The organism is Mesorhizobium sp. LNHC232B00 (assembly GCF_000502435.1).
GTDB classification, from domain to species: Bacteria; Pseudomonadota; Alphaproteobacteria; order Rhizobiales; family Rhizobiaceae; genus Mesorhizobium; species Mesorhizobium opportunistum.
Genome location: NZ_AYWP01000012.1, coordinates 91,907 through 107,081, shown reverse-complemented (window position 1 = coordinate 107,081; position 15,175 = coordinate 91,907). Strand labels below are relative to the sequence as shown.

Genomic DNA, 15,175 nt, shown 5'->3' with positions numbered 1-15,175 from the left:
GGCCAAAGTACCGCGGAGGCACCAATGCCTGACCGTTCCTTCCTGAACTGGCCCTTCTTCGAGGACCGCCATCGCGACCTCGCCGAGCGCCTCGAATCCTGGTGCCAGCAAAACCTCCCCGTCGACCACCACGACGTCGACGCCGCCTGCCGCGAACTCGTGGCGAAACTTGGCCGCGACGGCTGGCTGAAGCCGACGGCACTCGACACGGACAATCCCGCACCACTCGACGTGCGAACTTTGTGCATCACGCGCGAGACGCTGGCGCGGCATGACGGGTTGGCGGATTTCGCCTTCGCCATGCAGGGGCTGGGCACCGGCGCGCTCAGCCTGTTCGGCACGCCGGAGCAGCAGCAATGGCTTTCGAAGACACGCACCGGCAAGGCGATTTCGGCCTTTGCCCTGTCGGAACCGCGCTCCGGCTCGGATGTCGCCAACACGGAGATGACAGCGACCCGGGACGGCGACGGCTATGTCCTTACGGGCGAAAAAACCTGGATTTCCAACGGCGGCATCGCCGATCTCTATGTCGTCTTTGCCCGCACCGGCGAGGCGCCGGGTGCCAAGGGGCTTTCCGCCTTTCTCGTGCCTGGCGACGCCAAGGGACTTGGCATTGCCGAGCGTCTCGAAGTGATCGCGCCGCATCCGCTGGCGCGGCTGTCCTTCGATCAGGTCCGCCTGCCCGCCACCGCACTGATCGGCAAGCCCGGCGACGGCTTCCGTATCGCCATGTCGGTGCTGGACGTGTTCCGCTCGACCGTCGGCGCGGCAGCGCTCGGCTTTGCCCGCCGCGCGCTGGATGAGAGCATCAAGAGGGCGGCCGAGCGCAAGCTGTTCGGCGCGCCGATGGGCGAACTGCAGATGGTGCAGGGCCACATCGCCGACATGGCGCTCGACGTCGATGCGGCGGCCCTTCTTGTCTACCGCGCCGCCTGGACCAAGGACATGGGTGCGGCCCGGGTGACCCGCGAGGCGGCGATGGCCAAGCTGTTCGCCACCGACAAGGCGCAGGAAGTAATCGACAAGGCCGTGCAGCTGCATGGCGGCGACGGGGTCCGCAAAGGCCACATCGTCGAGAGCCTGTATCGCGAGATCCGCGCGCTGCGCATCTATGAGGGCGCCTCGGACGTGCAGAAAGTCGTCATCGCACGGCAAGTGATGGGCGCGGCCTGACGGCGAGATATTCGATTTTGAGACTTGGATTTTTGAAATACCGGGAGGCTTGAAATGCACGAGATTTTGCAGCCGGCGGGCTGGGCCAAACCGGTCGGCTACGCCAATGGCGTCGCGGCGCGTGGGCGGCTTGTCTTCGTCGGCGGACAGGTCGGCTGGAACGGGCAATGCCAGTTCGAAACCGACGATTTTGTCGGCCAGGTGCGGCAGACGCTTGCGAATATCGTGGCGGTGCTGGCCGAGGCGGGCGCCACGCCGCAGCACATTACCTCGATGACCTGGTATTTCACCGACAAGGCCGAATATCTAGCCAATCTCAGGGGGATCGGCGAGGCCTATCGCGAGGTGATCGGCCGACATTTTCCGGCGATGGCCGCCATGCAGGTGATGGCGCTGGTCGAGAACCGCGCCAAGGTGGAGATCCAGGCGACGGCGGTGATTCCGGACTAAACGCCACCGCTTCGTCATCCACGGGCGGAGCAAGGAGCGAAGCGACGCGGCGCAGACCCGAGGATCCATGCCGGGACTCCGATGCGTCACTACTGTCCAGAATTCTGCACCGCTGCATTACACCACTAAGGCCACGGCATGGATCCTCGGGTCTCCGCGACGTCGCTTCGCTCCTGCTCCGCCCGAGGATGACGACGTTGGGAAGCCTTCGGCTAACCACTCCTATTTGCGCAGCCCCGCCTTCCGCAAAATCGGCAGCACGTGATCGCAGAAATAGGGCAGCTCCTGCGTGTAATTGACGAAGGACAGGGCGATGCCCTGGTAGCCATGCCCGGCAATGGCGGCCATGTCGGCGGCGATCGTTTCCGGCGTCCCAATCAGCGGATAAGTGCCGGCGCCGCCGGCGAAACGCTGCCGGTAGCGGTCATAGGCGTACGGATCGTGCGATTGCGAGAATTCCTTCTTGCCGGCCATATGGGCATCGACCGCGTCGTGGTCGGCCATATCGACGGCATAGCGCGTGTAATAGGCCTGCGCCTCCTCCATGGTCGGGCGGCAGACGACATGCGCCACGGTGTAGACGCCGACATCGCGGCCCACTCTGTCGGCCCGCTCACTGATATCGGCGACATGTTTGCCGGCATCGCCCATTTCGGAGAAAGTCGTGAACAGATAGTCGCATCGGGCGGCGGCGAAATCGCGGCCCGGCCCGCCGAAAGCGGCGTTCATGGTCACCGGACGCGGAACCTGCAGGCTGGCCGGCCGGCTGACGGCTTCCTTGAGACGATAGTAGGTGCCTTCATAGTCGAGAGGCTCGCCCGATGCATAAAGCTTTTCCAGGATCTCGATCCATTCCGCAGCCTGGTCGTAGCCCTTTTCGACCAAGGGCGTGCCGAACATGCCGAATTCCCTGGGGTTCCAGCCGCAGACGATGTTGAGGCCGGCGCGGCCCTGGCTGATGTGGTCGACCGTTGCCAGCGCCTTGGCGGCATAGAGCGGATGCACCAGCGGCACATGCACGGTCATGAACAAGCCGATCCGGTCGGTGGCCATGGCGAGCGCCGCCGCCCAGGTAAAAGTCTCGAACGACCATTCGCGCACCTTGTTGCGGCCGCCGAAGCCGCGCCAGCGGGCGATCGGCAGCATGAACTCCAGCCCCGCGCGGTCGGCGATCTGGGCGACCGTCAGATTGTCCTGCCAGCTTGCCGTCCAGCGTTCCGACACATCGGTGATGGCCAGACCGCCATCGGCATTGGCGGAAAAGACGCCGAGCTTCAGTTTGTTGGGGCCGTGCAAGGGATGTGGTTTGTTCATGTCGCGACCTCCCGGCGAAGATCGCACGCTACGGCCCCGCGAAAATATTTCAAGCATGAAACAGCTTCGTCTGGCGATGGTTTGCGGATATGAATCCAGGCAGCACGAAAAAGGGGACGGCATGAGCGAATTCCGCCAGAAATGCATCGGCAAGACGAACCTCGTCGGTTCCTTCGCCGCCATTCCTCATCCCGTCGCGGTCGAAGTGATGGCACAGTCCGGCCTCGATTTCCTCTGCATCGACTGGGAGCATGCCCAGATTTCGCGCGACATGATCGAGACCATGGTGCGTGCGGCCGATGTCCACCGCGTTCCGGCGATGGTGCGGGTTCCCGGCCATGCGCCGGAAGCGATCCAGGCCGCACTCGACAGCGGCGCCCAAGGCGTGCTGGTGCCGCGCGTCTCGACCGCCGCCCAGGCGCAAGCAGCGGTGAAGGCATCTCGCTATCCGCCGAAAGGCGAGCGCGGCGTCGGACCCGGCCGGGCCGCCGGCTACGGCTATCGCATTCCCGAATATCTTTCCGGCGCCAACGACAGCACCGTCGTCGCGGTCCAGGTCGAGACAGCGGAGGGGCTTGCCAACATCGAGGCGATCGCAGCCGTGGAAGGCGTCGACATGGTCTTCGTCGGCCCCGGCGATCTCTCGGCGTCGATCGATGCGGTCGGACCGAACGGCGCTGACAAGCTCGCTGATGCAATCCGGACGATCATCGGCGCGACGATCGCGCATGGCAGGACAGCGGGCATATTTTGCGCCAGCCCGCAGACTATCAGCCGATGGGCGGCCATCGGGGCGAGTTTCTTCGTGCTGGCCAGCGACACGATGTTTCTTGGCGCCGGCACCGCGGCCAACTGTGCCGCCGCACGCGACGAATTGGCTTGAGACGGGCGCAGCCAGGCAAAAAGTCGTATCGGCCAGGCAACAGGCCAGCCAAGCTTTTTAAGCTTAAAACTTTCGCCTTGAAAAGCGCCTCACTTTGGATAAGCATTCAAAGTCGATGGGCGACTGCCGTGCCAAAGGGTTGCCGGCCAGTCCGTCGTCGAGTTCGGGGTGGGAGGGGTTTCAGTCCTTGTCGTTTGTACCGGCCCAGTCATCGTCGAACGCGCTCTATGCTTTCGATGGCGTGCGCGCCCGTGCTCCGCATACAAAGAATCTCGCCAATCGCGCGCGCAGGCTCGCTGCCATGAATTGACGCCCCGCTGGGAGGTGGGGCGGCAAAAAACCGTGCGGGAAATCCCGCCCGATCAACAACCAGAGGGAACACCCCAGAGGGACCAACAATGAAGCTCACCCGTCGCAATCTCATCCTGCTCGCGGCCACCATCGGTATCGCCGCCGGGCCTGCCACCGCCTATGCCGCCGATGTGCTCAATGTCGGCGCCTACCCGACCAATCCGCCCTTCGAGTACAAGAACGAGAGCGGCACCTTCGAGGGTTTCGAAGTCGACATCGTCAACGAAGCGGCAAAGCGCGCCGGCATGACCACCGACATCGCCGATCTCGGTTTCCAGGCGCTGTTCGCCGCCACCACCTCGAAGCGCATCGATGTCGCGATCTCGTCGATCACCATCACGCCCGAGCGGCTGAAGTCGCAGTCGTTCACGCAGCCCTACTATGATTCCGACATGGGCATCGCGACGAAGACCGACAGCGCTGTCAGCACCGAGGCCGACCTCAAGGGCAAGATCGTCGGCGTGTTGTCGGGCTCGACCGGCGAGACCTGGGTCAAGGGGCACCAGGAAGCCGATGGCTTCAGCGACGTGAAGGGCTATGACACGCAGCAGAACCTGCTGCTCGACCTCAGCGCCGGCCGCGTCGATGCCGCCGTCAGCGACATTCCGGGCATGGAATACTCCTTCACCAAGATGAAGGATTTGAAGGTCAAGCAGCGCATCAAGACCGGCGAACAGTACGGCCTGATGATGACCAAGGACCACCCGCTGCTCGGCAAGCTGAACGACGCGCTGACCGCGATGAAGAAGGACGGCACGCTGGCCGCGATCCACAAGAAGTGGTTCGGCAGCGACGCGCCGGCCGAGTCGTCGACCGTCAAGGAAATGCCTCTGCCGAAGGCCTGAGCGCCAATGCATTGACATCGTGCCGGCCTTCCACGCCGGCACGATTCATTTCATGCTCCGGCACCGGCTGCCGCAGGCCATCCCGCTGCAGGCGCGGGTCAACTGGTTTCAACCTGAGCATCCGTTGCTCTCGGGAACGCTCCCATGTCGCTGATCGACACTTTCTTCAACGCCGATGTCATCGCGTCGAGCCTGCCGGCGCTGTTGCGTGGTTTCCTGAACACGCTGCTGCTCGGAATCCTGAGCATCGGCATCGGCATCCCCATCGGACTGGTGATCAGCCTGCTGCGGCTCTATGCACCGAAGCCGCTGCGGTGGCTGGCGGTCGGCTACACCGACATATTCCGGGCCCTGCCGGTGCTGGTGGTGCTGATCCTGATCTACTATGCGCTGCCCTTCCTCGGCATTCGCTTGTCATCCTGGGCGTCCGCCGTGACGGCGTTCGCCATCATCATGTCGGCCTATTCGGCGGAAGTGTTCCGCTCCGGCATAGAGAGCATTCCGCGCGGCCAGTTCGAAGCCTCGCAGGCGCTTGGCCTGCCGTTCCTCTTGACCCTGCGCAAGGTGGTGCTGCCGCAAGCGGTGCGCGTAGTGATCCCGCCGATGACCAGCAATTGCGTCTCCATGTTCAAGGACACCTCGCTCGCCTCGACCGTGGCGCTGCCGGAGTTGCTCAAGGAAGCGACCAATGCGCAGTCGCTCTACGCCAATCCCTCGCCGCTGATCGGCGCGGCGCTGGTCTATCTCATCTTCCTCTGGCCGATGGTCCGTCTCGTCAGCCTGCTTGAAGACCGCTTCAAGACCGAAAAGACACGCTGACCTCGCCAACCAATCCCACCCCGACCAAGTCCTTCGCAGGAGCCTGCCCGTGAACAAGCACCAAACCGACAATGCGAGCGCCGCCGCGTTCCCCGTCGATACCATCCGCGCCATGTTTCCCGCTCTGCAGCGGGCCGGCGATTTCATCTTCCTGGACAACGCCGCCGGCGCGCAGATCCCACAGAGCGTGCTCGACGCGGTGACCAACCATCTGGTTTCGCACAATGTGCAGCGCGGCGGCCGCTATGGCCGCAGCGTCACCGTCGACCAGTCGGTTGCCGACGCGCGCGAGAGCGTGGCGCTGCTGATCAACGCCTACAGCCCGGCGGAAATCTGCTTCGGCATGAACGCCACCTCGTTCATCCGACTGGTCAGCCTCGGCATCGGCCAGATGCTTGCCAAGGACACAGAAGGAGAGCGCGACGAGATCGTCATCACCGACATGGACCACGATGCCAACATCGCCACGTGGCTCGCGCTGGAACCCGCCGGCGCCAAATTCAAGTGGTGGCGGATGCGCGAGGACGGCAATTTGCATGTCGACGATCTGCGCCCGCTGGTCTCCGAGCGCACCCGCCTCGTCGCCTGCACGGTGACGGCGCATTCGATCGGCTCGATCGTCGATGTCGCTTCCGTGGCAAAAATTGCGCACGCGGCCGGCGCGGAAGTGTTCCTCGACTGCGTGCATTACGGACCGCACGGGCTGATCGACGTGCAGGCCTGGGACTGCGACTACCTCGTCTGCTCCGGCTACAAGAACTTCTCGCCGCATATGGGCTTCCTGTGGGGTCGCTTCGAGACATTGAAGCGGCTGCCGACCTTCCGCGAGGATTTCATCCCGGACGAACCGCCCTACAAGGTCGAGGCCGGCACCTTCATCTACGAGAACGTGTCGGGCATGGATGCCGCCGTGCAGTATCTGGAACTGATCGGCCGCAATCTCGCGCCTTCCAACAACCGCTCGCGGCGCGAGAACATCGTCGCCGGCATGGGCGCCATCCGTGACTACGAGCTTGTGCTGGCGCGCGAGATGCTGGCTGTGCTGAAAGGGTGCGGGGCGACCATCTACGGTGTCGCCGACGAGGCACGCATCCATGAGCGCGTGCCAACTTTCTGCTTCAACATCGGCAAGTTGTCGCCGCAGCGGATCGTCGAGGAAATGGCCGATATGCAGATCGGCATCCGCGACGGCCACATGTACGCGCCGCGGCTGATGAAGCGGCTCAATTTGTCGATGGACAGTGGCGCCATCCGCGCCTCGCTGGTCCATTACAACACCATTGATGAGGTGCATCGGTTCGGCAAAGCGTTGCGCGCCATCATCGCCAAGCTGTCGTGACTAGCTGATAATGGCGAGTGGCTAAGGCGTGTCGAGATTCAGGTCAGGCCGAGTCGAGAGTGGCGGTTTCCGAGAACCGGAGCGGAGCGTACTTAAGTACGTGAGCACCGGAAGCGCAGGAAGCTGCCATTCGCAGACCGGCCTCACCTGAATATCGACACGCCGACTCAGGCCGCCTTCTTCTTCGCCAGCCTCGCCTTGATCGAGGCGACGTCGGCGCATGGTGTCGCGGCGAAGAGTGTCTTGGTGTAGCTGTGCTTGGGGTCTGAGAAGACCTCGTCGCGCGAACCGTATTCGACGGCTTCGCCGAAATACATCACCATCACGTCGTCGGCGATGTAGCGCACGACGGACAAATCGTGGCTGATGAAGACATAGGTCAGCTGGAACTCGTCCTGCAGGTCGGCGAGCAGGTTGAGAACCTGCGCCTGCACCGAAAGATCGAGCGCCGAGACCGGCTCGTCCAGCACCAGCAGGCTCGGGTTAAGCATCAGCGCGCGCGCAATGGCGATGCGCTGGCGCTGGCCGCCCGAGAACATGTGCGGGTAGCGGTTGTAGTGTTCGTGGCCGAGGCCGACCTTCTTCAGCATCTTCATCGCCAGGTCGCGCCGCTCGGCGGCTGGCTTGTCGGTGTTGATCAACAGCGGTTCGCCCAGCACATCGCCGATCTTCTGGCGCGGATTGAGCGACCCGTAGGGGTTCTGGAAGACGATCTGCACCTTGCGGCGCATCTCCCTGGTCAATCCGCCCTTGGCGATGTCGACCTTGTTGCCGTCGATGAACAGTTCGCCTGACGTGGCGGGATCGATCAGCGTAATGATGCGGGCAAGCGTGGATTTGCCGCAGCCGCTTTCACCGACGATGGCGAGCGTCTTGCCCTTGTCGACCGTGAAGGAGACGCCCTTGACCGCAGGCACAGTGCGCGGTCCGGTGAACAGGCCGCCGCCGATATGGTAGTCGCGAACGATGTTCTTGCCTTCGAGGACCGTGGTGCTCATGCCGGAGCTCCCGCGGCAGAGGGTGCCGGCTCGAACAGCATGTCGGAAACGGTCGGCAGCCGGTCGCCGACGGCGTTCTCGGGCAAGGCCGAGAGCAGCGCGCGCGTGTAATTGCTTTTCGGCGATTCGAACAATGACAGCACGTCGGCCTCTTCCATCTTGCGGCCCTTGTACTGGACGATGACGCGGTCGGCGGTCTCGGCCACCACGCCCATATTGTGGGTGATCATGATCAGGCCCATGCCGTATTTGGCCTGCAGCGAGACCAGCAGGTCGAGGATCTGCTTCTGGATAGTGACGTCGAGCGCCGTCGTCGGCTCGTCGGCGATCAGAAGCTTCGGATTGCAGGCGATGGCGATGGCGATCATGACGCGCTGGCACTGGCCGCCGGACATCTGGTGCGGGAATGAACTCAGCCGCTCTTCCGGATCGGCGATGCCGACCAGCTTCATCAGTTCGATGGCGCGCGCGCGCCTCTGGGCGCGGTCCATGCCCATGTGGAAGCGCAGCACCTCCTCGATCTGGAAGCCGACCGTGAAGCACGGATTGAGGCTGGCGATCGGTTCCTGGAAGATCATCGAGATGTCCTTGCCGACGATCTTGCGGCGCTCGGACGGGCTGAGCTTCAGGAGGTCTACGCCGTCGAATGCCATGCGGTCGGCCTTGACCGTCGCGGTGTTGGGCAACAGCCCCATCACCGCCAGCATCGACACCGACTTGCCGGAGCCGGACTCGCCGACGATCGCCAGCACCTCGCGTGGCTCGATCGAAAGGTCGATGCCTTGCACCGCCATGAACGGTCCGGCCGCGGTGTCGAAGGAAACGGTGAGGTTCTTGATCTCGAGCAGGGACATGCTCACGACCTCTTCAGCTTGGGGTCGAGCGCATCGCGCAGGCCGTCGCCGATCAGGTTGATGGCAAAGACGGTGATCAGGATGGCGAGGCCGGGGAAGGTCACCACCCACCAGGCGCGCAGGATGAACTCGCGCGCTTCGGCCAGCATCGTGCCCCATTCGGGCGTCGGCGGCTGCGCGCCCATGCCGAGGAAGCCGAGTGCGGCGGCCTCGAGGATGGCGTTGGAGAAGGACAGCGTCGCCTGCACGATCAAAGGCGCAATGCAGTTGGGCAGGATGGTGACCAGCATCAGCCTGAGATGGCTGGCGCCGGCGACCTTGGCGGAGATAACATATTCGCGGTTCTTTTCCGCCATCACGGCGGCGCGGGTGAGCCGGGCGAAGTGGGGCTGCAGCACGAAGGCGATGGCGATCATGGCGTTGACGAGGCCAGGGCCAAGCACCGCGACCAGCACCAGCGCCAGGAGCAGCGACGGGAACGCGAGGATGATGTCCATGATGCGCATGATCAGCGTGTCGACCCAGCCACGGCAGTAGCCGGCGAGCAGGCCGAGGATGACGCCGGAGATCAGCGCCGTGGTGACGACGACGAAGCCGATGGCGAGCGAGAAGCGCGAACCATAGATCAGGCGCGACAGCATATCGCGGCCGACGGCGTCGGTGCCGAGCAGGAACTGGGCATTGCCGCCCGCTTGCCAGGCCGGCGGCGTCAGGAAGAAGTCGCGGAACTGGTCATCAGGCGAATGCGGAGCAAGCAGCGGCGCGAAGATGGCGATCAGGATCAGCAGCGCGAAGACGAACAGGCCGATCACCGCGCCCTTGTTGACGGAGAAGTAGTGCCAGAACTCGGCGAACATCTGCAGCCGCGCGTCCTGCGGCTTGACGACGGTCGCGGCTTCGATTGTGGCTGGGCCTTCGTTGGTCATGTCAATTCGCCCGTATACGCGGGTTGATGACGGCGTAGAGCACGTCGACGATAAGGTTCACCGACATGACGATGAGGGCGATCAAAAGCAACCCGCCCTGCACGGTGAAATAGTCGCGCTTGGAAATGGCGTCGATCATCCATTTGCCGATGCCTGGCCAGGAGAAGATGCTCTCGGTCAGGATGGCGCCGGTCAGGAGCGTGCCGACCTGCAGGCCGATGGTGGTGACGACCGGGATCAGCGCATTGCGGAAGGCATGCAGGCCGATGACGCGACGCGGCGCCAGGCCCTTTGCGCGCGCGGTGCGCACATAGTCCTCGCCCAGCACCTCGAGCATGGCCGATCGCGTCTGCCTGGCGATGACGGCCAGCGGTATCGTGCCGAGCACGATGGTGGGCAGGACAAGGTGCGACAGTGCCGAGCGGAAGGCGCCCTTCTGCCCCGAGATCAGGGAATCGATGGTCATGAAGCCGGTGACCGGCTTGAAGAAGTAGAGAAGGTCGATGCGGCCGGAAACCGGGGTCCAGTGCAGCGTGCCGGAGAACACGATGATCAGCAGCAGGCCCCACCAGAAGATCGGCATGGAATAGCCGGCAAGCGCGGTGCCCATGGTGAGCTGGTCGAACCAGGAGCCACGGCGGATCGCGGCGAAGATGCCGGCGGCGACGCCGAGCACGACGGCAAAGATCATGGCGAAGATGGCGAGCTCGACCGTTGCCGGGAACCGCACCAGGAAATCCTTGAGCACCGGCGTCTTGGTGGAAAACGAGGTGCCGAAATCGCCGCTGAGGATGTTGGTCAGATAGGTCAGGTATTGTTGCCAGATCGGCAGGTCGAAACCGAACTGATGCATCAGCGCCGTATGGCGTTCGGGCGACAGGCCCCGTTCGCCCGCGAGCACCAGCACCGGATCACCGGGCAGGATGCGCACGAAGCCGAAGGCGAGGATGGTTATCCCGATGAAGGTCGGGATGATGAGGGCGAGCTTACCGAGGATATAACGCAGCATGGCGGGCGAGTGGGGACGGCACCGTGTGGCGCCGCCCCCGTTTCGCGAACCTTATTCGGCGATATCGACGCCGTCGAAGCGGTGGATGCCGAGAGGATCCATCGCAAAGCCGGAAACGGTCTTCTGCATCGGCATGAACACCTTGGAGTGGGCGAGCGTCGCCCACGGTGCCTGCTCCTTGAAGATGACCTGTGCCTGTTCGTAGAGCTTGGTGCGCTCGGCCTGGTCGGAAACCGTCTTGGCCTTGTTGATGAGCGCATCGAAGTCCTTGTTGCACCACTCCGCGCGGTTGTTCGAACCGACGGAAGCGCAGCTCAGGAGCACGCCGAGGAAGTTGTCCGGATCGCCATTGTCGCCGGTCCAGCCGACGATGACGGCGCCGTCGTGATCGACCGCCGAAGCGCGCTTGAGGTATTCACCCCAATCGTAGGTGACGATGTTAACGGTGACGCCGACCTTGGCGAAATCGGCCTGGATCAGCTCGGCGGTGCGGCGCGCGTTCGGCATGTAGGGACGCGACACCGGCATGGCCCAGACGTTCATCTTGAGGTCCTTGACGCCGGCTTCCTCAAGCAGCTTCTTGGCCGCATCCGGATCGTACGGATCGTCCTTCACTTCCTTGTTGTAAGACCACATGGTCGGCGGGATCGGGTTGACCGCCACCTGGCCAGCGCCCTGGAAGACCGCGTCGATGATGGCCTTCTTGTTGATGGCCATGTTGAGCGCCTTGCGGACGCGCACGTCGTCGAACGGCTTCTGCTGGGTGTTGTACATCAGCGCGCCGACATTGAGGCCTTCCTGCTCGTCGACCTTCAGGTTCGCATCGGCCTGGAGGCCGGCGATGTCGGCCGGTGCCGGATACGACATGATGTTGCACTCGCCGGCCTTGAGCTTCTGCGCGCGCACCGCCGGATCGGTGGTGATGGCGAAGACAAGGTCGTCGATCTTCTGCTTGCCGCCCCAATAGTCCGGGTTGGCCTTGTAGCGGATGGCGGCGTCGGTCTGATAGTCGACGAAGATGAACGGGCCGGTGCCGATCGGCTTCTGGTTGAACAGTTCAGGCGTCTTGTCGGCCTGCAGCTTGTCGGCATATTCCTTGGAGACGATCGAGGCGAAGTCCATGCCCAGCGTCGGAATGAAGGTGATCGCCGGTTCCTTGAGGGTGAACTTCACGGTCAGGTCGTCGACCTTCTCGACCTTGGTGATGTTGTCGCCGAACTGGTCATTGTAATACTGGTAGGCGATGCCCGGTATATACTGGAACCAGGGGCCGGTCTTGTCGACCTGGCGCTGGAACGAGAACACCACGTCGTCGGCGTTGAAGTCGCGCGTCGGAGTGAAATAGTCGGTGGCGGCGAACTTGACGCCCTTGCGCAGCTTGAACGTATATTCCTTGCCGTCGTCGGAGATCGTCCAGCTTTCAGCCAGCCCCGGCGAGGTCGTGGTCTTGCCGTGATCGAATTCGACGAGGCGGTTGAAGACGGTGCGCGAGGACGCGTCGAACGTCTGGCCCGCGGTGTACGGCGCCGGGTCGAAACCCTCTGGCGATGCTTCCGCGCAATAAACCAGAGTTTTCGCGTTGGCCACGCCTCCCAGGACGCTTGCAGCCAGCAACGCGGCTGCAAAAGTCAGTTTCTTCTTCATTGAGCACTCCCTGATGTTCTTCCAAGCCCCTCTATCAGGCTCGCGAAGCGCGCATATAAGCACCGTTTTTCCGGCTTTGGAACACCCCGTTTGCTTACCCCGCGGGAAGCAGGAAAAAAATCCGCGATTTTGCTAAATGGCAGAATAAATTAGCAGTTTTTTTCATTCACGCTATTATTAACCACCGCATTTTTTTATTGATCTGCCGTCTGGCGGTATCGATGCCGCGGCCGCTTCCAGCCGATCCACGGCCCGTTCCAGAGGTTACCTTGAGGAAAGATTTTCGACGGCAAATCTTTCGGCGGCTTGCCGCTGGGGCAAGACTTGCACCGCCGCCGATAGAGGCAATACATAGATAAACAGGCTGGGATGGACAGGCTGGCGGCAGCGGAGGACGTCTCCATCAATTTGGAGGCGGCGCGGCACGGGCGACCAAGAAACAGTCGAACAGGAATTCCTAGGGAGGAACGGGTGGCAAAAGCATCGAAGACGCCGGTGAAGGCGTCAGCCAAGGCAGTCTCGAAACCAGCCGCCGGCACCGACGTGCAAGGAAAGGCCACGGCCAAAACCGCGGCCGCGAAGACCGCAGCAAAGCCCGCGGTGAAGGCACCCGCGGCAAAAGCCGCCGCTGCCGCCAAGAGCGTCACCAAGCCGGCGGCGAAAGCCGCCCCGGCAAAGACTTCTCGGACAAAGGCCTCCGCCGCAAAGGCTTCTTCAGCAAAGGCGTCTTCAGCAAAGGCCTCTTCAGCAAAAACTGGGGCGAACAAGACCGGGGCGGCGAAGGCCGCATCGCCGGCCAAGGCAGTCCCGGCACCGAAGCCGGCGCCGGCCAAGCGGCTGCCGAAAGCGCTCACCGAACTTACCGCCGGCCTGCCGGAAAAACTGTGGCTGAAGAGCTATCCGAAGAACATGCCGGCCGAAATCGGGGCCCTTCCCTATAACTCCATCGGCGACTTCCTCGTTGGCGCCTGCAAGCAGTTTGCCGGCCAGCCGGCCTTCACCTGCATGGGCAAGTCCATCACCTATGCGGAGCTCGAGCAGCTTTCGGCGGCTTTCGGCGCCTATCTGCAATCGACGGGTTTGCAGAAGGGGTCACGCGTCGCGCTGATGATGCCGAATGTGCTGCAGTATCCGGTGGCGATGATGGCGGTGGTCCGCGCCGGCTACACGGTGGTGAACATCAATCCCCTCTACACGCCACGCGAACTGGAACATCAGCTCAAGGATTCCGGCGCGCAGGCCATCGTCATCCTGGAAAACTTCGCCAACACCTTGCAGGCGGTCGTCGCCAGGACCTCGGTCAAGCATGTCGTCATCGCGGCCATGGGCGACATGCTCGGCGGCCTGAAGGGCACGATCGTCAATCTGGTCGTGCGCCGCGTCAAGAAAATGGTACCGACCTGGTCGTTGCCCGGCCATGTCAAGTTCAACGCCGCCCTGAAAGCCGGCAGCGGCATGAATTTCAAGCCGGCCACGGTGGCCGCCAATGACGTCGCCTTCCTGCAATATACCGGCGGCACCACGGGAATCTCGAAGGGTGCGACCCTGCTGCACAGCAACGTGCTGGCGAACGTCGCGCAGAATTCGCTCTGGGTCGAGGACGCCTACACGATCAAGCCCAAACCCGCGCATCTCAACCTCATCTGCGCACTGCCGCTCTACCATATCTTCGCGCTGACCGTGAATGCGCTGATGGGCATGCAAATGGGCGGCCAGAATATACTGATCCCCAATCCGCGCGACATTCCGGGTTTCGTCAAGGAACTGGAAAAGTATCCGATCCATATATTCCCCGGTCTCAACACGCTGTTCAACGCGCTGCTCAACAACGAGGATTTTCGCAAGCTCGACTTCAAGCCGCTGGTCCTGACGCTGGGCGGCGGCATGGCGGTGCAGAAGGGTGTCGCCGAGCGCTGGAAGGCGCTGACCGGCTGCCCGGTCTCGGAAGGCTATGGCCTGTCGGAGACCTCGCCGGTGGCGACGGCCAACAAATTCAGTTCCGGCGACTTCACCGGCACCATCGGCCTGCCGCTGCCCTCGACCGAAATCGCCATCCGCGACGATGACGGCAACAACGTCCCGCTGGGAGAAGTCGGCGAAATCTGCATCAGGGGACCGCAGGTGATGGCCGGCTACTGGAACCGGCCGGACGAGACCGCCAAGGTGATGACCAAGGACGGCTTCTTCAAGTCGGGCGACATGGGCTTCATGGACGAGCGCGGCTACACCAAGATCGTCGACCGCAAGAAGGACATGATCCTCGTCTCGGGTTTCAACGTCTATCCGACGGAACTCGAGGAGGTGGTGGCGATGCATCCGGGCGTGCTCGAGGTGGCCGCCATCGGCGTGCCGGACGAGCACTCGGGCGAAGTGCCGAAGCTGTTCATCGTCAAGAAGGATCCGGCCCTGACCGTGGAGACGATCACCGCCTTTTGCCGCGAGAACCTGACCGGCTACAAGCGGCCCAGATACATCGAGTTCAGGACCGAATTGCCGAAGACGCCGGTCGGCAAGATCCTGCGGCGGGCATTGCGCGAATAGGAACGATCTTGGATAACGATCATGCCGGC

Annotated in this window: 14 protein-coding genes; 7 read left to right on the top strand and 7 right to left on the bottom strand. The window is 63.0% G+C overall.

The genetic code is table 11. The features are described 5' to 3' along the window. The first annotated feature begins 24 nt into the window (after positions 1–24). Positions 25–1,173, top strand: a complete 1,149-nt coding sequence (locus tag X743_RS152220; protein WP_023766385.1) for an acyl-CoA dehydrogenase family protein — start codon at positions 25–27, stop codon at positions 1,171–1,173. A gap of 54 nt (positions 1,174–1,227) precedes the next feature. Continuing rightward, the gene (locus X743_RS152225) at positions 1,228–1,623 is read left to right on the top strand and encodes a RidA family protein (protein ID WP_023766384.1); all 396 of its coding nucleotides are present in this window, start codon (positions 1,228–1,230) and stop codon (positions 1,621–1,623) included. Positions 1,624–1,845: 222 nt separating this feature from the next. Here the strand turns inward: X743_RS152225 and X743_RS152230 are convergent, their stop codons facing one another. Beyond that, complete coding sequence (locus X743_RS152230) at positions 1,846–2,937, bottom strand: LLM class flavin-dependent oxidoreductase (protein WP_023766383.1); 1,092 nt, start codon at positions 2,935–2,937, stop codon at positions 1,846–1,848. A gap of 121 nt (positions 2,938–3,058) precedes the next feature. Here X743_RS152230 and X743_RS152235 point away from each other — a divergent pair, with 121 nt between their 5' ends. From X743_RS152235 to X743_RS152250, 4 genes are all read left to right on the top strand, one after another. After that, complete coding sequence (locus tag X743_RS152235) at positions 3,059–3,820, top strand: HpcH/HpaI aldolase/citrate lyase family protein (RefSeq protein WP_023766382.1); 762 nt, start codon at positions 3,059–3,061, stop codon at positions 3,818–3,820. 398 nt (positions 3,821–4,218) lie between these two features. Further along, positions 4,219–5,016 (top strand): ABC transporter substrate-binding protein, encoded by a 798-nt coding sequence (locus X743_RS152240; RefSeq protein ID WP_023766381.1) that lies wholly within the window; start codon positions 4,219–4,221, stop codon positions 5,014–5,016. A 144-nt stretch (positions 5,017–5,160) separates the two neighbouring features. Then, positions 5,161–5,835, top strand: a complete 675-nt coding sequence (locus tag X743_RS152245; RefSeq protein WP_023766380.1) for an amino acid ABC transporter permease — start codon at positions 5,161–5,163, stop codon at positions 5,833–5,835. A gap of 49 nt (positions 5,836–5,884) precedes the next feature. Continuing rightward, on the top strand, positions 5,885–7,174 hold the full coding sequence (locus tag X743_RS152250) for a cysteine desulfurase-like protein (RefSeq protein WP_023766379.1): 1,290 nt from the start codon (positions 5,885–5,887) through the stop codon (positions 7,172–7,174). A 167-nt stretch (positions 7,175–7,341) separates the two neighbouring features. Here X743_RS152250 and X743_RS152255 read toward each other — a convergent pair whose 3' ends face one another. From X743_RS152255 to X743_RS1000000173330, 6 genes are all read right to left on the bottom strand, one after another. Then, positions 7,342–8,172, bottom strand: coding sequence for a dipeptide ABC transporter ATP-binding protein (locus tag X743_RS152255; protein ID WP_023766378.1), 831 nt, complete (start codon positions 8,170–8,172; stop codon positions 7,342–7,344). Next, the gene (locus tag X743_RS152260; RefSeq protein ID WP_023766377.1) at positions 8,169–9,026 is read right to left on the bottom strand and encodes an ABC transporter ATP-binding protein; all 858 of its coding nucleotides are present in this window, start codon (positions 9,024–9,026) and stop codon (positions 8,169–8,171) included. The genes X743_RS152255 and X743_RS152260 overlap by 4 nt, the downstream gene beginning before the upstream one ends. 2 nt (positions 9,027–9,028) lie before the next feature. Beyond that, positions 9,029–9,883, bottom strand: coding sequence for an ABC transporter permease subunit (locus X743_RS152265; protein WP_174324787.1), 855 nt, complete (start codon positions 9,881–9,883; stop codon positions 9,029–9,031). Between the two features lie 70 nt (positions 9,884–9,953). Then, a complete protein-coding gene (locus X743_RS152270) occupies positions 9,954–10,961 on the bottom strand; it encodes an ABC transporter permease subunit (RefSeq protein ID WP_013891362.1) in 1,008 nt (335 codons plus the stop codon). Between the two features lie 51 nt (positions 10,962–11,012). Continuing rightward, positions 11,013–12,605, bottom strand: coding sequence for an ABC transporter substrate-binding protein (locus X743_RS152275; protein WP_023766376.1), 1,593 nt, complete (start codon positions 12,603–12,605; stop codon positions 11,013–11,015). Positions 12,606–12,799: 194 nt separating this feature from the next. Continuing rightward, the gene (locus tag X743_RS1000000173330) at positions 12,800–13,459 is read right to left on the bottom strand and encodes a hypothetical protein (RefSeq protein ID WP_245264238.1); all 660 of its coding nucleotides are present in this window, start codon (positions 13,457–13,459) and stop codon (positions 12,800–12,802) included. Between X743_RS1000000173330 and X743_RS152280 the strand changes: the two genes are divergently transcribed. After that, positions 13,443–15,146, top strand: a complete 1,704-nt coding sequence (locus X743_RS152280; protein WP_245264237.1) for a long-chain fatty acid--CoA ligase — start codon at positions 13,443–13,445, stop codon at positions 15,144–15,146. The two genes, X743_RS1000000173330 and X743_RS152280, sit on opposite strands and share 17 nt — an antisense overlap. Positions 15,147–15,175: the final 29 nt, after the last annotated feature.